This is a genomic window from Kitasatospora sp. NPDC127067, assembly GCF_042724755.1.
Classification (GTDB): Bacteria; Actinomycetota; Actinomycetes; order Streptomycetales; family Streptomycetaceae; genus Kitasatospora; species Kitasatospora lactacystinica.
On the sequence record NZ_JBHXEM010000049.1, the window covers coordinates 16,149 to 33,145 of the forward strand.

At 72.5% G+C, this 16,997-nt stretch carries 16 protein-coding genes and 1 riboswitch; of the genes, 11 read left to right on the top strand and 5 right to left on the bottom strand.

Annotated features, from left to right (window positions below; genetic code table 11):
- Positions 1-18: 18 nt before the first annotated feature.
- The 4 genes from ACFWJ4_RS20570 to ACFWJ4_RS20585 all read left to right on the top strand — a co-directional run bounded on the left by ACFWJ4_RS20570 (position 19) and on the right by ACFWJ4_RS20585 (position 5,548).
- The gene (locus ACFWJ4_RS20570; protein ID WP_380545816.1) at positions 19-1,161 is read left to right on the top strand and encodes a thiamine pyrophosphate-dependent dehydrogenase E1 component subunit alpha; all 1,143 of its coding nucleotides are present in this window, start codon (positions 19-21) and stop codon (positions 1,159-1,161) included.
- A gap of 104 nt (positions 1,162-1,265) precedes the next feature.
- Positions 1,266-2,234, top strand: coding sequence for an alpha-ketoacid dehydrogenase subunit beta (locus ACFWJ4_RS20575; protein ID WP_380545877.1), 969 nt, complete (start codon positions 1,266-1,268; stop codon positions 2,232-2,234).
- A complete protein-coding gene (locus ACFWJ4_RS20580; RefSeq protein ID WP_380545879.1) occupies positions 2,234-3,592 on the top strand; it encodes a dihydrolipoamide acetyltransferase family protein in 1,359 nt (452 codons plus the stop codon). The genes ACFWJ4_RS20575 and ACFWJ4_RS20580 overlap by 1 nt, the downstream gene beginning before the upstream one ends.
- Positions 3,593-3,826: 234 nt before the next feature.
- Positions 3,827-5,548, top strand: coding sequence for a globin domain-containing protein (locus tag ACFWJ4_RS20585; protein ID WP_380545818.1), 1,722 nt, complete (start codon positions 3,827-3,829; stop codon positions 5,546-5,548).
- Here the strand turns inward: ACFWJ4_RS20585 and ACFWJ4_RS20590 are convergent, their stop codons facing one another.
- Complete coding sequence (locus ACFWJ4_RS20590; protein ID WP_380545820.1) at positions 5,549-6,118, bottom strand: NUDIX domain-containing protein; 570 nt, start codon at positions 6,116-6,118, stop codon at positions 5,549-5,551.
- A gap of 238 nt (positions 6,119-6,356) precedes the next feature.
- Between ACFWJ4_RS20590 and ACFWJ4_RS20595 the strand changes: the two genes are divergently transcribed.
- Together ACFWJ4_RS20595 and ACFWJ4_RS20600 are read left to right on the top strand one after the other, a co-directional pair.
- Positions 6,357-7,256, top strand: a complete 900-nt coding sequence (locus ACFWJ4_RS20595) for an IclR family transcriptional regulator (RefSeq protein ID WP_380545822.1) — start codon at positions 6,357-6,359, stop codon at positions 7,254-7,256.
- Positions 7,257-7,452: 196 nt separating this feature from the next.
- Complete coding sequence (locus ACFWJ4_RS20600) at positions 7,453-7,878, top strand: SsgA family sporulation/cell division regulator (protein ID WP_359905190.1); 426 nt, start codon at positions 7,453-7,455, stop codon at positions 7,876-7,878.
- A gap of 102 nt (positions 7,879-7,980) precedes the next feature.
- Here ACFWJ4_RS20600 and ACFWJ4_RS20605 read toward each other — a convergent pair whose 3' ends face one another.
- Positions 7,981-8,361 (bottom strand): phage holin family protein, encoded by a 381-nt coding sequence (locus tag ACFWJ4_RS20605; RefSeq protein WP_359905187.1) that lies wholly within the window; start codon positions 8,359-8,361, stop codon positions 7,981-7,983.
- A gap of 120 nt (positions 8,362-8,481) precedes the next feature.
- Between ACFWJ4_RS20605 and ACFWJ4_RS20610 the strand changes: the two genes are divergently transcribed.
- Both ACFWJ4_RS20610 and tenA read left to right on the top strand, forming a co-directional pair.
- Positions 8,482-8,799: a cupin domain-containing protein gene (locus ACFWJ4_RS20610; RefSeq protein ID WP_359905184.1), complete on the top strand. Its 318-nt coding sequence runs from the start codon at positions 8,482-8,484 to the stop codon at positions 8,797-8,799.
- Between the two features lie 26 nt (positions 8,800-8,825).
- Positions 8,826-9,497 (top strand): thiaminase II, encoded by a 672-nt coding sequence (tenA, locus tag ACFWJ4_RS20615; RefSeq protein WP_380545824.1) that lies wholly within the window; start codon positions 8,826-8,828, stop codon positions 9,495-9,497.
- An 82-nt stretch (positions 9,498-9,579) separates the two neighbouring features.
- Here tenA and ACFWJ4_RS20620 read toward each other — a convergent pair whose 3' ends face one another.
- Positions 9,580-10,869, bottom strand: coding sequence for a hypothetical protein (locus ACFWJ4_RS20620; protein ID WP_380545826.1), 1,290 nt, complete (start codon positions 10,867-10,869; stop codon positions 9,580-9,582).
- 260 nt (positions 10,870-11,129) lie between these two features.
- Here ACFWJ4_RS20620 and ACFWJ4_RS20625 point away from each other — a divergent pair, with 260 nt between their 5' ends.
- A complete protein-coding gene (locus tag ACFWJ4_RS20625; protein WP_049653234.1) occupies positions 11,130-11,330 on the top strand; it encodes a DUF5326 family protein in 201 nt (66 codons plus the stop codon).
- A 220-nt stretch (positions 11,331-11,550) separates the two neighbouring features.
- Positions 11,551-11,685, top strand: a riboswitch (TPP riboswitch).
- Positions 11,680-13,494, top strand: a complete 1,815-nt coding sequence (gene thiC / locus ACFWJ4_RS20630) for a phosphomethylpyrimidine synthase ThiC (protein ID WP_380545828.1) — start codon at positions 11,680-11,682, stop codon at positions 13,492-13,494. It overlaps the preceding riboswitch by 6 nt.
- A 109-nt stretch (positions 13,495-13,603) precedes the next feature.
- On the opposite strand, the gene ACFWJ4_RS20635 is transcribed toward thiC, so the two are convergent.
- Positions 13,604-14,035 carry a hypothetical protein gene (locus ACFWJ4_RS20635; protein WP_380545830.1) on the bottom strand — a complete coding sequence of 144 codons (432 nt, stop codon included), beginning with the start codon at positions 14,033-14,035 and terminating at the stop codon, positions 13,604-13,606.
- Between the two features lie 410 nt (positions 14,036-14,445).
- Between ACFWJ4_RS20635 and ACFWJ4_RS20640 the strand changes: the two genes are divergently transcribed.
- Positions 14,446-16,161 carry an ice-binding family protein gene (locus ACFWJ4_RS20640; protein ID WP_380545832.1) on the top strand — a complete coding sequence of 572 codons (1,716 nt, stop codon included), beginning with the start codon at positions 14,446-14,448 and terminating at the stop codon, positions 16,159-16,161.
- Between the two features lie 387 nt (positions 16,162-16,548).
- On the opposite strand, the gene ACFWJ4_RS20645 is transcribed toward ACFWJ4_RS20640, so the two are convergent.
- On the bottom strand, positions 16,549-16,995 hold the full coding sequence (locus tag ACFWJ4_RS20645; RefSeq protein WP_380545834.1) for an SRPBCC family protein: 447 nt from the start codon (positions 16,993-16,995) through the stop codon (positions 16,549-16,551).
- Positions 16,996-16,997 lie beyond the last annotated feature (2 nt).

Consider the following 16,997-nt stretch of genomic DNA (forward strand, 5'->3'; position numbering starts at 1 on the left):
CCCTGGAGGTGCCCCGAGATGACCGTTCTCGACCACAGACACCACACGAGCGTGCCCGGCTGGCTGCCCGGGGCCACCGCTCCGCGCACCGACCCGGCGCCCCTCCTCCCGGACCCGTCCCCCGTCCGGGCGCTCGGCACCCCGGCCCTGGAGAAGTACGACCCGGCCCTGCTGCGCGAGCTCTACCGCCGGCTGGTCGTCGGCCGCCGCTACAACCAGCAGGCCACCACCCTGACCAAGCAGGGCAGGCTCGCCGTCTACCCGGCGTCCACCGGCCAGGAGGCCTGCCAGGTCGCCGCCGCGCTGGTGCTCGGCGAGCACGACTGGCTCTTCCCCAGCTACCGCGACACCCTCGCGGTGGTCTCCCGGGGCGTCGACCCGCTGGAGGCGCTGACCCTGCTGCGCGGCAACGCCCACACCGGTTACGACCCGCGGGCCAGCCGCACCGCCCCGCTCTGCACCCCGCTCGCCACCCAGGCCCCGCACGCCGTCGGGCTGGCGCACGCCGCCCGGCTGCGCGGCGAGCCGGTGGTCGCGCTGGCGATGCTCGGCGACGGCGGCACCAGCGAGGGCGACTTCCACGAGGCCCTGAACTTCGCGGCCGTGCTCGGCGCCCCGGTGGTCTTCCTGGTGCAGAACAACGGCTACGCGATCTCCGTCCCGCTCAGCGCCCAGTCCGCCGCACCGAGCCTGGCCCACAAGGCCGTCGGCTACGGCATGGCGGGCCGGCTGGTGGACGGCAACGACGCGCCCGCCGTGCACTCGGTGCTGACCGAGGCGGTCGAGCGGGCCCGGGCCGGCGGCGGCCCGACCCTGGTCGAGGCGCTGACCTACCGGATCGACGCCCACACCAACGCCGACGACGCCACCCGCTACCGCACCGAGCCCGAGGTGGCCGCCTGGCGCGAGCACGACCCGATCCTGCTGATGGAGCGCGCGCTGCGCGGGCTCGGCGTGCTGGACGACCGGCTGGTGCGGGAAGCGGCCGACGAGGCCGAGGCGCTGGCGGCCCGGATGCGGGCCGAGTTCCACACCGACCCGGCCCTGGACCCGATGGCGCTGTTCGCCCACGTCTACGCCGAACCGACCCCACAACTACGGGAGCAGGCAGCCCAGTTGGCCGAAGAGCTGGCCGCCGAGGCGGAGGTGGCGGACCGGTGAGCACCTCCCACCCGTCGCCCGCGCCCACCCTCGGCGGGGCCTCCCCCAGCCTCCGGCCGGGGGGACCCCCATCGCGGCGCCCCTCCGACGCCCGCCCGTCGAGCATGGCCCAGGCGCTCAACTCCGCGCTGCGGGACGCCATGCGCGAGGACCCGGCGGTGCACGTGCTCGGCGAGGACGTCGGCGCGCTCGGCGGCGTCTTCCGGATCACCGACGGGCTCACCGCCGAGTTCGGCCCGGAGCGCTGCCTGGACACCCCGCTGGCCGAGGCCGGCATCCTCGGCACCGCGATCGGCATGGCGATGTACGGGCTGCGCCCGGTCGTCGAGATGCAGTTCGACGCCTTCGCCTACCCGGCGCTGGAGCAGCTGTTCTCGCACGTCGCCAAGATGCGCAACCGCACGGCCGGCAGGCTGCCGCTGCCGATCACCGTCCGCATCCCGTACGGCGGCGGCATCGGCGGCGTCGAGCACCACAGCGACGCCTCCGAGGCGTACTACACCAGCACCCCCGGCCTGCACGTGGTCACGCCGGGGACGGTGGCCGACGCGTACGGGCTGCTGCGCGCCTCGATCGCCTCCGACGACCCGGTGGTCTTCCTGGAGCCCAAGCGGCTCTACTGGGGCAGGGCCGACTTCGACCCGGCGACGCCGGTCGAACCGATCGGCCGGGCGGTGCTGCGGCGCACCGGCACCTCCGCCGTGCTGATCACCTACGGCCCCTCGCTGCCGGTCTGCCTGGAGGCGGCCGAGACGGCGAAGGCCGAGGGCTGGGACCTCGCGGTGCTGGACCTGCGCACCCTGGTGCCCTTCGACGACGAGACGGTCTGCCGGGTGGTGCGCTCGCTCGGCCGGGCCGTGGTGGTGCACGAGGCGAGCGGCTTCGGCGGCACCGGCGCGGAGATCGCCGCCCGGGTCACCGAGCGCTGCTTCCACCACCTGGCCGCGCCCGTGCTGCGGGTCACCGGCTTCGACATCCCGTACCCGCCGCCGATGCTGGAGCACCACCACCTGCCCGGGGTGGACCGGATCCTGGACGCGGTCGCCCGGCTCCAGTGGGAGGACCGAGGATGATGCCCGTCGTGCGCGAGTTCCGGCTGCCCGACCTCGGTGAGGGTCTCACCGGGGCGGAGGTGGTGCGCTGGATGGTCGAGGTCGGCGAGGTGATCGCCGTCGACCAGCCGGTGGTGGAGGTGGAGACCGCCAAGGCGGTGGTGGAGGTGCCCTGTCCGTACGGCGGGGTGGTCACCGCGCGGTACGGCGAGGTGGGCGAGGAGATCGCCGTGGGCGCGCCGCTGGTGACGGTCGCGGTGGGGCCGTCGTCGTCGGGGAGCGGTCCGCAGGCTCCGGACGAGCCGGGCGTCGTCGCCGCTCCCGCGGCCTCCGAGGTGGAGCGGCCGCTGGTCGGGTTCGGTGTCGCCGAGCCGGGTCGGGGCGGGCGCCGGCGCCGGGTCGGGGGGCCGGCCGCGGTCGTGGCCGGTGGCGGTGCTTCGGCGGGTGCTGCGGCCGGTACTGCGGTGGGTGCTGTGGCCGGTGCGGTGGCCGTGCGGGCTCCGGCGGTGCCGACCGGGCCCGCGGTGGTGCCGGTGATCTCGCCGCTGGTGCGGCGGCTGGCCCGGGAGCAGGGGGTCGACCTGACCGCGCTCGCCGGGAGCGGGCCGGACGGACTGATCATGCGTGCGGACGTCGAACGGGCGGTCGCGGCCAGGGTGGCCGCTCCGGCGCCCGCCGGGCCGGCCGTGCGGGACGGTGTGGTCCCGCTGCGCGGACTGCGCAAGGCGGTGGCCGAGAAGCTGAGCCGCAGCCACCGGGAGATCCCGGCGGCGACCTGCTGGGTGGATGCGGATGCCACCGAACTCATGGTGCTGCGAAGGCAGTTGAACGCCACGCCGGGACCGAAGGTGAGCGTGCTGGCGCTGCTGGCGCGGATCTGCACCGTCGCGCTGGCGCGCTTCCCGGAGCTCAACTCCTCGGTGACCGAGGACGGTTCGGGCATCGTCCGGCATGCGGCGGTGCACCTGGGCTTCGCCGCGCAGGGCGAGCGCGGGCTGGTCGTCCCGGTGGTCCGGGACGCGCAGAACCGCAGCACCGAACAACTCGGCGAGGAACTGGCCCGGTTGACCGAGGCTTCGCGCGGCAGTGCGCTCACCCCGGCCGAACTGACCGGCGGGACCTTCACGTTGAACAACTACGGGGTGTTCGGCGTGGACGGTTCCACCCCGATCCTCAACCACCCGGAGGCGGCGATGCTCGGGGTCGGCCGGATCGTGGCCAAACCCTGGGTCCACCAGGGGGAGTTGGCGGTGCGCGAGGTGACCCAGCTGTCGTTCACCTTCGACCACCGGGTCTGCGACGGCGGGACGGCGGGCGGCTTCCTGCGGTTCGTCGCCGACTGCGTGGAGCAGCCGGGGATGCTGCTGCGGCAGCTCTGATCCCGGCCGCCGAAAGCGGCGGGCGCGGTCGCCCTGGGTGCGCGGATGGGCACCCAGGGCGACCGCGGACCGGGGAGAGTAGCGCGTCCCCGGCCCGGATGTCCGGGCTTCGCGCGATTCGTCGGAGGAGCGCTCCGGCCGTGCCACGCTGCCCTGGCGCCAGTAGGGACAAGCCGAGTGGTGGCGCAGCCGGCCGGAGGCGAAACGATTCTCTTGGGTACTCGAAACGTAGCGGTGAAGTCCCGCGGGACAGTCCTGGTCCGCACCGGACACGGCTCGGCGGGGGCCGCCTCCGTCCCGGGCCTGCCGACGGGCGCGCCCGGGCGGGCCCCGGCGCGGGAGGTGGCACGGGAGGTCGCCGTCCGGCCGTCGACGCCGCTGGGCCCGCCGGACCTGCCGCCCCTGCCGCCCCTGGCGGCGGAGGCGCCGACGGCGGTGCTGCCGCCGGTGTCGCTGCTGGAGCCCGTCCGGCCGGTGATCCCGGCCCGGCCGCCGCACCCGCCGGCCGTGCCCGCCCCCGCCACCGGCCCCGGCCCCGCTTCCGGTTCCGGCGCCGCGCCCGCCACCGGCCCCCTCCTCGCTCCGGACCTCACCCCCTTCCGCCCGCTGTTCGCCGACGCACCCGGCCTCAACTGGGCCGGGCCGGGCGACCGGTGGACCGAGGCCTGGGGCGTGCGGACCCCCGTCGGGCAGCTCCCGGCCGCACCGCCCGCCGTCGCGCTCCCCGCTGTCGGCCTTCCTGCCGTAGGCCTTCCCGCTGCCGGTCAGGACGGGACCGCCGGCCGACCGCCGCTCACCGGCCGGGAGGTCGCGCTGGTCCGGGCCGGCCTCGCCGCCGTCGAGCCGGACGCCGACCGGGCCACCGCGCACTTCTTCGCGCTGCTCTTCCTGTGCCACCCCGAGCTCCGCCCCTCCTTCCCCGCCGCCATGGACGTCCACCGCGACCGGCTGTTCCGCACCCTGCTGGCCGTCGTGCGCGAGATCGACCAGCCGGGGGCCCTGCGCGCCACGCTGACCGGGCTCGGCCGAGACCACCGTCGGTACGGCACGCTGACCGGGTACGACGCCGCGGTGGAGGAGTGCCTGGTGGCGACGCTGGCCCGGTACGCGGGCGGCCACTGGGACGCCGAGGCCGAATCGGCCTGGCGCCGCGCCTACCGGATGATCTCCTCGGCCGTGATCGAGGCCGCCGAGGAGGACGCCCGCACCTCGCCGCCCTGGTGGCAGGGCGAGATCGTCCGGCACGAGCGCCGCACCCGGGACGTCGCGGCGATCACCGTCCGCCCGGACCAGGCGTACCCGTTCCGGGCCGGGCAGTACGCCGCCCTGGAGACGCCCTGGTGGCCGCGGGTCTGGCGGCAGTACTCCTTCGCCGGTGCGCCGCGCCCGGACGGGCTGCTGACCTTCCACGTCAAGGCCGTTCAGGCGGGCTGGGTGAGCAACGCGCTGGTCCACCGGGCCGCGCCCGGGGACGTGCTGCGGCTCGGTCCGGCGGCCGGCTCGATGACCGTCGACCACGCGGCGGGACCGGACCTGCTCTGCCTCGGCGGGGGCACCGGCATCGCGCCGATCCGCGCCCTGGTCGAGGAGGCGGTCGAGCGCGGCGTGCCCGGCCGCCGGGTCGAGGTGTTCTACGGGGCCCGCCGGGCCGAGGAGCTGTACGCGCTGGGCGAGTTGCGCGAACTGGCCGCGCGGAACCGGTGGCTGACGGTCCGTCCGGTGCTGTCCGGTGGCGCCCCGGCGGGTGTCCTGCTGCCCGGGGGCCTGCTGCCCGGCGGGCCGCTGACCGGTGAACTGCCCGAGGTGGTGAGCCGGTTCGGCCCGTGGACCGGGCGCGAGGCGGTGCTCAGCGGGCCGCCCGCGATGGTGCGCACGGGCGTCGGGGCACTGCTGCGGGCCGGGGTGCCGGCCGAGCGGATCCGGCACGACCCGGTCGGCGACCCGACCGCGGGTTGATCACCTGAGGTCTGGTGCGAGGAGCGCGCGGATGCCCTCGATGTTGGCCGCCAGGTACGCCCGCAGCCGGGGCGGGACCACGTTGACCGAGGTGACACCCTCGCGGGTGAACGGCAGCCGGACCACCTCGTACTCGCCGTTGGGGTCGGTCACTTCGGGCCCGTGCCGCCGGCTGAGGTCCATCGAGGCGAGCCGGCAGACGAAGAAGTGCTGCACCTTGACCCCGTGCGGGTGCGGCAGGGTGCCGTCGTCGACGGCGGTCCCCCCGGCCGGTGGCTGGGGCATGGTGTGGCTGATGGTGTCGACGAAGGCGGGCACCACGTCCACGACCTTGCCGCCGAGTTCCTCGTCCACCTCGCGGTGCAGCGCCTCGACCACCGTCCGGTCCTCGCGCTCGACCCCGCCGCCGGGGGTGATCCAGTACGGGTGCGGCGAGTCCGGCCGGACCCGCCGGATCAGCACGATCGACGCCGGGCCGTACGGATCGTCCGGGTCGAGCTCCAGCAGGATCGCCCGCGCGGTGCGCTTCACGACGGGGCGCGGCGGCGGAGTGCGGTTCTCGGGGCCCATGGCCACCTCCGGGACTGGCGCGTTGTGCGGGATTCTCCCGCGCCGGGGCGGGGGCGAAACCCGGGGAACAGGGCGAAACGCACCGGGAACGGGTCGAAACGCCGACCCGGTCGGGTGCATCCGTTCGGGGCCCCGCTGTGCTGCAATGAGCAGCTATCGGGCAAATCGGAGGTTTCGCTCCGCATGCCCGTTCTGGGCACGGACCTGTACGAGGGACTCGGGCTGGGGGTTGGGTGGCATGGATCGGATCGCACGGCCTTCCGGGAAGACGCAGCCGCTCGGGAAGGCACAGCCCTGCGGGAAGTCGCAGCCGTCCGAGCGGACGCGGCCGTTCGGGACCGCCCGGGAGCCCAGGATCGCCCGGGAGTCCGGGGCGGCCGGGTCGCGGCGGGCGGCCGCGGACCGCGGGCCCACCCTGATCGGCTCCGTCCAGCGGGCGCTGCGGCTGCTGGAGGCGGTCGGCGGCTTCCGGCACGGCGCGACCGCCAAGCAGCTGGCCCGGGCCGCCGGACTGCCCCTCGGCACCGCCTACCACCTGCTGCGGACCCTGGCCCACGAGGGCTACCTGCGGCGCTCCGAGGGGCGCTTCTTCCACGGGGAGGCGCTCGACGGCATAGCCCGCCCCGGCGCGCGGCCCGGCGATCCCGACCTGCGGACGCGGATGCAGTTGCTGCGGGACGAACTCGGCGCCGCCGTCTACTTCGCGCTCTACCGGGACGGCGAGGTCCACGTGGTGGAGGTGGTCGAGGACCCGAGCCGGCCCGCCGTCGAGCCCTGGGCGGACTTCCGGGCCACCGCCCACGCGCACGCCATCGGCCAGTGCCTGCTCGGCCAACTGCCCGAGGAGGAACGCCGTGACCACCTCGCCCGCCACCCGCCGGCCGGGCTCACCCCGTCCACCCTCACCGGTGAGAGCGCGGTGCTGCGTCGGCTCGCCTCGCTGCGGCCGACCATGCCCGTGCTGGAGCGGCAGGAGTACGTGCTCGGCACGGTCTGCGCGGCCGTCCCGATCACCATAGGCCCGGTGGTCGCCACCATGGCCCTGTCGCTCCCGGTCGACCAGGCCGACCGGCTGGGGCCCGCCGCCCGCCAACTGCGGCGCGGGGTGGGGGCGATGAGCCCGGCGTTCATCTCCTGACACCACTTGGTCTGGACCAGCTCCGGCTCGTTCACCATTTGAAAAAGCACACCTTGTCCGCTACATCCCCAAACGGGACGATGATGATCGAACGTGGATTGGTTGCATAAACCGTCACAAAAACCGTCGAAAACATGTCCGGCCGCCATCGGGCCAGCAGACCGACGGCGCGGGCAGAACGAGAGGTACTGGCGCCATGCAGCACAGCACAGTCCAGGGTCACCTGGTGATGAACCTCGTGGTCTCGCACGAGCTCTCCTTCCGCCTCCCGGTGGACCTGGCGTACGAGGCCGACGATCCGTACGCCGTCCGGCTCACCTTCCACCTCCCCGGAGACGCCCCGGTCACCTGGTACTTCGCGCGGGAGCTGCTGCTCGACGGGATCAGCGGGCCGGCGGGCGAGGGCGACGTGCACATCCGCCCGGTCGGCGACGAGCTCTCGGAGGTCCGCATCGTGCTGCGCTCCCCCGACGGCGACGCCCTGCTGTGCGCCTCGTCCGCACCGCTGATCGCCTTCCTGGCGCGCACCGACCGGCTGGTGCCGATGGGACAGGAGTTCACCGGGCGGGACATCGACGCCCAGCTCGCCGACCTGCTCAAGGGGCGCGAGAACGCGGGGTGAGCGGTCCGGCGCCGGCAGGCCGCGCGGCGAGAACGGCGAAGGGGCCCGTACCCGGTGGAACACCCGGGTGCGGGCCCCTTTCGGCTGTCCGCGCGCCGCCGGTCAGTCGTCGTCCAGGGCCAGGTGCAGGCCCCACGAGACCAGGCTGATGATCAGCGAACCGACCAGCGCGGAAACGAAGTTGGTCACGTGGAAGTCCAGGCTCAGCTTCCCGGAGGCCCAGGAGGTGAGCAGGAGCATCAGGGCGTTGATCACGAAGGTGATCAGACCCAGCGTGAGGATGAACAGGGGCAGCGAGAACAGCTTGACCACCGGCTTGATCAGCCAGTTCACCACGCCGAACACGACGGCGACGCCGAGCACCGTCAGCGCCTTGTGCTGCCAGTCCGCGTTGCCCTCGGCGAGTTGGATGCCGCTGACGATCCAGGCGGCGACCCAGATGGCCGCCGCGTTGATCAGTGTCTTGATGACGAAACCCTTCATGCCGCCCAAGCCTGACAGGTACCCCCGTCCCGGCGGAACCACCGGACGGCGGGGTGGTGTTGAATGCCCCTGGTCCGGGAGGTGGACGGACGGGCCCGAGAACGAGGGAGGACGGCGGCGGTGAAGCTCTTCCGGCTGGACGGACTGGACGCCGAACGGGCGGCCAACGACGGTGCGTACCTGCGGTTCCTGCGCGAACCGCGGATGTCCGCCGGGCTGTACGCGCTCGCCCCCGGCGACACCGACACCCAGACCGCGCACGACCAGGACGAGATCTACCAGGTGATCAGCGGTCGGGCCGAGCTGACCGTCGGCGCCGAGACCGCCACGGTCGGCCGCGGCACCGTGGTGTACGTGCCGGCCGGCACCCCGCACCGGTTCCACCACATCACCGAGGAGCTGCGCGTCCTGGTGGTGTTCTCCCCGCCGGAGGACTGAGCGCCCCGCCGGTTAGGGTCGGCGTCATGAGCACCAAGACGCTGACCGAAGAACTCTGGGCGGCCATCGAGCCGGTGTACGCCGAGATCCTCGCCCACCCCTTCCTGGCCGGGCTCACCGACGGCACCCTGCCGCGCGCGGCCTTCCGCCACTTCGTCGTCCAGGACTCGCACTACCTGCGCGACTACGCCCGCGCGCTCGCCGTCTGCGCCGCCAAGGCGCCCGGCGAGCAGGACGTCCGGGCCTTCGCCGACGACGCGGTCGGCGCGCTCGCCGCCGAGCAGGGCATGCACGCCGAGTTCCTGACCGCCTTCGGCGGCACCGCCGAGGAGGCCGCCGCCGAGCCCGTGCTGCCCACCACCCGGGCCTACACCAGCTACCTGCTGGCCACCGTCTACGGCGGCTCGTTCGCCGAGGCGGTCGGCGCGGTGCTGCCCTGCTACTGGATCTACGCCCGGGTCGGCGAGGCGCTGCTCGCCCAGGGCTCGCCCGACCCGCTGTACAGCAAGTGGATCGCCACCTACGGCGACGAGGCCTTCCAGTCGGTGGTCCGCCGGGCGCTGGCGCTCACCGACCGGCTCGGTGAGGAGCTGTCCGCGGCCGAGCGCCGCAAGGTGGTCGAGCACTTCGTGACCACCTCGCGCTACGAGTGGATGTTCTGGGACGCCGCCTGGCGCGGAGAGCGCTGGCCGGTCTGAAGCCGCGCGGGTGCGGCCGCCCGCCGTCCGCCGTCCGCACGGCACCTGTACGACGGGCGGACGACGGGCGGGCGGTGCCCGGTCAGCCGGTGACGAAGTAGCCGGTCAGGTCGGCGACGACGTTCACCGGGCCGCCGTGGTTGAAGACCGAGTAGGTGCCCCCGCCGGTGACCCCGGTGGTCACCGAGTTGGCGACGGTCTGCCCGGGTTCGACGTTCACGGTGGAGGTGTTCGGCGGCAGGCCCCCGCCCGGGAACACCGTGAGGTGGCCGGAGTCGGTGACGTCGGTGATCGTGACGTTGGCCTCGACACCCAGCACGTTCGGGACGGAGCCGTCCGCGGGCACGGCCTGGACGGTCGTGGTCGCCCCCTGCTGGAGCTTGCCACCGGTGATCCGGGTGTCGAGGTTGCGGACCGGCGTCGTGAGCGCGCTGAACAGGCCCCTTCCGGACGGCCCGTAGTAACCGACGACGTCGACGATCACGTGCACCCAGCCGGCGCGGTTGTAGACGTCGATCCGCCCGTCCGCGCCGACCGGCACCACGACCTGGTTCGCGACCGTCGATCCCACCGGGAAGTTGACGTTCGAGCCGTAGGCGGGCCGCTGCGTCCCGCTCGGGTACGCGGTCAGGAAACTGTCCCAGGAGCCGTCCGTGGTGGTGACGTTGAGGACCACCGAGGTGGCGTCCGCGGTCCCCAGCTCGGGGCGGGCGACCTGGTAGCTGCGCACCGCGTCGCCGCCGAGCCGCCCGGTGCCGTCGCTGCGGCTGTCGGCGATCCGGGTCGGGGTCAGCGGGCCGTACTTGTCGGTCGCCGCGGTCCGGTAGTACCCGACCACGTCGAGCACGACATGGGCGGTGCCCGCGTTGTTGTAGACGTTGATCCACGGGGCGCCCCGACCGACCGGACCGACCGCGATCGTGACCAGGTTGGAGATGGTCTGGCCGGCCTTGAAGTTGATGCTGGAGGTGGCGGGCTTGGTGCCGGCCGGGCCGGCCTTGGGGGCGAGCGTGACGAAGCCGTCGGCGGTCGGGTCGGTCACGGTGAGGTTGACCACCACGGCCGTGGCGTCGGTCGGCACGGCGGAGCCGCAGTACATCGGCGGGTGGTTGCCGCAGCGCTGCGAGACCGGGGTGCTGTAGTACTCGCCTTCCTTGAGCGGTCCGAAGTGGTCGTGCGACGGGGTCTGGTCGTAGGAGCGGGTGTCCAGGATCCGGGTCGGGGACATCCCGACGAACCCGGCCGGTGCGGTCACGTCGGCGGCGGCGGTCACGGCCGCCGGTGCCGCGGTCGCCGGGACCGCGGCGAGCGCCGCCACGGTCAGGTTGAGCGCCGCGAGAGCGGCGGTGGACACGGCTGTTCTGGCCCGCATGATCAGGTTCCCCCCTGGTCGATGGCACCGGACGGGTGTTCTTCCGGCACTGGTTGGACGCTTGGGAACGCCGGGGGTTGTACGCCGCCGGACGAATTCTCGGGGGTCACCCGGGGGGTCGGGCTCGGGGTGATCTCGGGGTTCTCTCCGGGCCGTTGGGCCTCGTTCCGGCACTCGCGCCACCGTACGATCGAAGTACCGAAAGCAAGCGGGATGCGGCACCGGACGGCGGCCGACCCGAGGGGAGAAGAGGAACCGACATGGCTGAGCTCTGGAAGTCGCTGCCCTCCTGGGTGCGCAACATCGTCATCCCGGTGCTGGTCCTGGTGCTGGCCTGGAACATCGTCGCCTTCGTGTTCGGCGTCGTCGGCGCCCTGCTCTCGATCGTGATCAAGCTGCTGGTGGTGGTCGGCATCGCCGCCGCCGTGGTGGTCCTGGTGAAGAAGGCCGCCAAGAGCTGACCCACCACCCCGTAACGCCGCCCTGAGGCCCGGCCCCCACGAGAGGGGGACCGGGCCTCGGCCGTTCTCCGGTATCCGATCGGCTACTGGTTGCGGTAGTAGCCGAAGAGGTCGACGACGACACCGGTCGCTCGACGGGACGGGGTGACCGGCTCGTGGGGCGCTCTGGACCTGCGGCGATCGGCTCGCTACGGTGTTGGGCGTCGTGTGCAGGCAACACCGCCTGCGACGCGGGAGCTCGGAGCACCGGGCTGAGAGGACGCTGACCGGGACGTCGACGGACGGACCGACGGCTGCGTCGACCGCAGGAACCTGACCGGGTAATGCCGGCGTAGGGAGTAGAGGTCAGATGACCACGTTCGAAGCACAGCCGCAGTCTGCCCAGGGCGCCCCCAGCAGCGAGCGCACCGGCTACCCGACCCCGGCCTGGCGCAAGTCCTACCGCGAGGGGTCGCGTCCCGACCTGCGCGTTCCGTACCGCGAGGTGCGGCTCACCAACGGCGGGTCCGTCCCGCTGTACGACACCTCCGGCCCGTACACCGACCCGTCCTTCGAGCCCGATGTGCGGCGCGGCCTGCCCGCCCTGCGGGACGCCTGGATCCGCCAGCGCGGCGACGTCGAGGAGTACGACGGCCGCGAGCCGCGCCCCGAGGACGACGGGATCAAGCACACCTCGCCGCGCGGCGGGAACCTGCGCAACCTGGACGCCGTCTTCCCCGGCCGGCCGCGTCGCCCGCTGCGCGGTCGCGGTGGCGCCGCCGTCACCCAACTCGCCTACGCCAAGCGGGGCGTGGTGACGCCGGAGATGGAGTTCGTGGCGCTGCGCGAGGGCCTGGCGCCGGAGTACGTGCGCGCCGAGGTGGCCCGCGGCCGGGCCGTCATCCCGGTCAACGTGAACCACCCGGAGGTGGAGCCGGCCGTCATCGGCACCAACTTCCTGGTGAAGATCAACGCCAACATCGGCAACTCCGCCGTCACCTCCTCGATCGAGGAGGAGGTGGAGAAGATGACCTGGGCCACCCGCTGGGGCGCGGACACCGTCATGGACCTCTCCACCGGCCGCAACATCCACACCACCCGCGAGTGGATCCTGCGCAACTCCCCGGTGCCGATCGGCACCGTGCCGCTGTACCAGGCCCTGGAGAAGGTGGACGGCAGGGCCGAGGAGCTGAGCTGGGAGGTCTACCGGGACACGATCGTCGAGCAGTGCGAGCAGGGCGTCGACTACATGACCGTCCACGCCGGCGTGCTGCTGCGCTACGTCCCGCTCACCGCGCGCCGCAAGACCGGCATCGTCTCGCGCGGCGGCTCGATCATGGCGGCCTGGTGTCTGGCCCACCACCAGGAGAACTTCCTCTACACCAACTTCGAGGAACTCTGCTCCATCCTGGCCTCCTACGACGTCACCTTCTCGCTCGGCGACGGCCTGCGCCCGGGCTCGATCGCGGACGCCAACGACGAGGCGCAGTTCGCCGAGCTGAAGACCCTCGGCGAGCTCGGCCGGATCGCCCGCGAGCACGACGTCCAGGTGATGATCGAGGGCCCGGGCCACGTCCCGATGAACAAGATCAAGGAGAACATGGATCTCCAGAAGGAGATCTGCGACGAGGCGCCGTTCTACACCCTCGGCCCGCTGACCACGGACGTCGCCCCCGGCTACGACCACATCACCTCGGGCATCGGCGCGGCGATGATCGCCTGGTGGGGCACCGCGATGCTCTGCTACGTGACCCCCAAGGAGCACCTGGGCCTGCCCAACCGGGACGACGTCAAGACCGGAGTGATCACCTACAAGATCGCCGCCCACGCCGCCGACCTGGCCAAGGGCCACCCCGGCGCCCAGGCCTGGGACGACGCCCTCTCCGACGCCCGCTTCGAGTTCCGCTGGGAGGACCAGTTCAACCTGGCCCTCGACCCGGAGACCGCCCGCGCCTTCCACGACGAGACCCTCCCCGCCGAGCCCGCCAAGACCGCGCACTTCTGCTCGATGTGCGGCCCGAAGTTCTGCTCGATGAAGATCTCCCAGAAGATCCGCGACGAGCACGGTGACGGATCGACGGCCGTCACCAGCGAGTTCGGCGCCGAGGCCCTGGCGGGCATGGCCGAGAAGTCGGCCGAGTTCGCGGCCCAGGGCAACCGGGTCTACCTTCCGCTGGCCGACTGACGGCAGGTGTCGAGGCGCTGCGCTGGGACCCCGACGGCGGTGTCCGGCGCAGCGCCGCGCACGTTCGGGTGTGCAGGTGGAATCCGGTGGCCGGATTCTCGGGTGTGGGTCAGAGCCCGAGGATTTCGCGAATGAGGCCGAGCTTGCGCTCCGGGGAGAGATTCTGGGGACGGCCGGTGAGCAGGCCGTTCAGGACCATGGGGACGTCGGAGCCGTCGGGAGCCTGGACGGCGTCGATGACCTGGCAGCGCAGGCCACCGTCCCGGAGGAACACCCACAGGTCGTGTTCCTTCCGCGGCTCGCCGTTCTCCCTCGGGGAGAGCCGCCACGCCGGGAACCAGCCGAGCCCCTCCTCGGTAAGGCGCTCGGCCAGTTCTTCCAGGACGTACTTGCCGAGTCTTCGGTAGCCGACTTCCGCGCGCAGTTCACCGAGGGTGACCCTGAGCAGGCCACCCGCGGCACGGCAGCGCTCGGCCACCGTGTCGGCGTCACCGGCGGCCGCAGTGAGCGCCTCTTCCTGCGGATTCGTTAGGTCGTTCATGATCGGGCCAACGATTGGGATCACGGGGCGATACGTGATTCACCGGCCCGGGCGCGGCCAAGAGGAAAAAACGGTACTGCTATGGCGTTGGCGGCGACCGGGGTAGCCCCCAGCCCCCCAGCCGACAGCTGCCGGCCTTCGGCTGCCAATGGAGTGACAAACCCGCCATTTGGTGCGTAGACGAATGATGGCCGCGGGATGGGGCCATTCCCCGATCGGCGCTGGTGCGTCACTCCGTTGCATCTTTATCACTCTCTTCTTTTCATGTTGTTGTTGCACGGTGTAGTGAGTTGATGACTCTCCATCACCTGCACTGGTCGGCTCCCGATCGTCGAAAGCCCTCCGGCGCGAGTGCGAGGGCGTGAGGCCTGACCGGAAACCACCAGCGGCGCTCCGAATGCCCTCTTCGGGTGACGGAGTTCAACGGCGACAAGAAAGGGTCCTGTCCTATGGCAGTCGATGCCATGTTGTCCGCTCCACCGGGACGAGGGCGTAGACGCGCTCGACTCGCGGGGGCGTCCGTCCTGCTGTCCGGACTGACGTTGCTCGCGACGGCCGGCCTGGTCCCCAGCCCCGCGCACGCCGCAACCGCACCGGTGGGGCTGGGGACTGATACCAGCTATGCGATCCTGGCGGGCTCAACCGTCACCAACACCGGCCCCAGCGTCATCAACGGCGACCTGGGGCTCTTCCCGGGCACCAGCGTGACGGGCTTTCCCCCCGGAGCCGTGAACGGGGTTCAGCACGTCAACGACGCGCAGGCGGCGCAGGCCCAGTCCGACCTCGTCATCGCCTACAACGATGCCGCCGGCCGGGCCCCCACGGCCATCCTGACCTCGCCCGGCGACATCGGAGGGCTGACGCTGACACCCGGTGTCTACAAGGCGAGTTCGTCGCTGAACCTCACCGGGACCGTCACCCTCGACGCGATGGGCGACCCGAACGCCGTCTTCATCTTCCAGATCGGCTCCACCCTCATCACGGCTCCGTCGAGCGTCGTCAGCCTGGTCAACGGGGCACAGCCCTGCAATGTGTTCTGGCAGGTCGGTAGCTCCGCCACCATCGATGTCGACTCCTTCTTCAAGGGCAACATCCTGGCCCTCACGTCCATCAGCGTGAACCACGCCTCGGTGATCGAAGGCCGCGCCCTGGCGCGCAACGGCGCTGTCACTCTGGACGACAACACCATCACGAGGGCGGCCTGCACCGTCGGCCCGCCCGGACCGAGTGGCCCGCCCGGACCGAGTGGGCCGCCCGGACCGAGTGGGCCCGCCGGTCCTCCTGGTGCTGCCGGTTCCCCGGGTGCACCTGGACCTAACGGTGCTCCGGGGGTGGCGGGCTCCCCGGGCGCTCCGGGTGCTCCTGGCCCCAATGGTGCTCCCGGTGCCAATGGTTCGCCCGGCGCTCCGGGTGCTCCTGGCCCCAATGGTGCTCCCGGTGCCAATGGTTCGCCCGGCGCTCCGGGTGCTCCTGGCCCCAATGGTGCTCCTGGCGCCCCCGGTGCCAATGGTTCGCCGGGTGCCAATGGCTCGCCCGGTGCCAATGGCTCGCCGGGTGCTAACGGTTCGCCGGGTGCCAATGGTTCGCCCGGTGCCAATGGCTCGCCGGGTGCCAATGGCTCGCCGGGTGCTAACGGTTCGCCCGGTGCTAACGGTTCGCCGGGCGCCAATGGCTCGCCGGGTGCCAATGGTTCGCCGGGCGCCAATGGCTCGCCGGGTGCTAACGGTTCGCCCGGCGCCAACGGCTCGCCCGGCCCTGCTGGGCCTGCTGGTCCGGCCGGCCCATCAGGTCCTGCTGGTCCGGCCGGTCCTGCTGGTCCGGCCGGCCCGCCCCAGTCTCCAGGCGGTCACGGCGGGCAGGGTCACGGCGGCCATGAGCAAGGTGATCACGGGAAGGACCAGGGCAACCACGTCAACGTTCCGGCCGACCACGGGAACGGCAATGGCGGTCACGAACAGGGTGTGCCGGCCGTGCGTCCGCACGAGTCGGGGCAAGCACTCGCTGCCACCGGCTCCGACAAGTCGATCGTCATGGCGGTCGGTTCGGCGGCCGCCGTCGTGCTGGGAGGCTCAATCCTCATCCTCGTGAGGCGCAGCGGACGAGCCGCAGCTCGCCGTCGGCACTAGCCCTCGCCGTGATGGGCGGCGCGCGTCCGGAGTGGGTCCACTTCCCGCCGACGGACTGACGCTCGACCACGCGTGGCGCTGTCCTGGGCAACAAGCTCTACCTGCCCCTGGTCGACTGACCCGGGACACCTGAGCGCCGCCCCGATCACCTCGGGGCGGCGCTTCGCCGTCTTCGCCGTCTTCGCCGTCCTCGGCTACTTCTCGGCGTCGCCGAAGACCATGCGGTGTCCGCGCGCGGTGTCCATGTACTCACGGACGCGGTGGATCAGCCCGTCACGGAGTTCGAAGACCGGGCAGTAGTCATTGGCGTGGTGAAGACCGCGGAGATTTGATCGGCGTCTTGGCCGGCGAACGCCTTCCAGGCGGCCTGGACGATGTCGTGGCTGCTCATCGAGCCGTGGTCGAGACGGGCGCCGGTCCGGGCGCGGCCGATGAAGCGGCCTCCAGCGTGCGGCGGATCACCGCCGAACCGTGCTCGACGGACTCGGCGATCGGTGCGGCCAGCGCGTCGGGCAGGACATCGGTGTGCCACACGAATCTCGTCCGGCCGCCGGCCTCCGGAAGGGCCTGCATGGACGCGTGGTGGTGGGACGGATGGAGGCTGCCGCCGACGACCGTGTAGGCGACCCGCATCGCCTCGTGGTCGAGGTCGACGAGCCGTTCGAACACGATCGTGCCGTCGGCGAAGGTGACGGTCCGCGTGTCCGAGCTCAGTCGGGTGTCGGTGACGAACCCGGGCGCCAGCCGCTCGTGCACCGCGCCGTAGTCGCTGAGCACCGACCACACCGCCTCGGGGCGGGCGTCGATGACGATTTCCTTGTGGATCGAGGCCATGG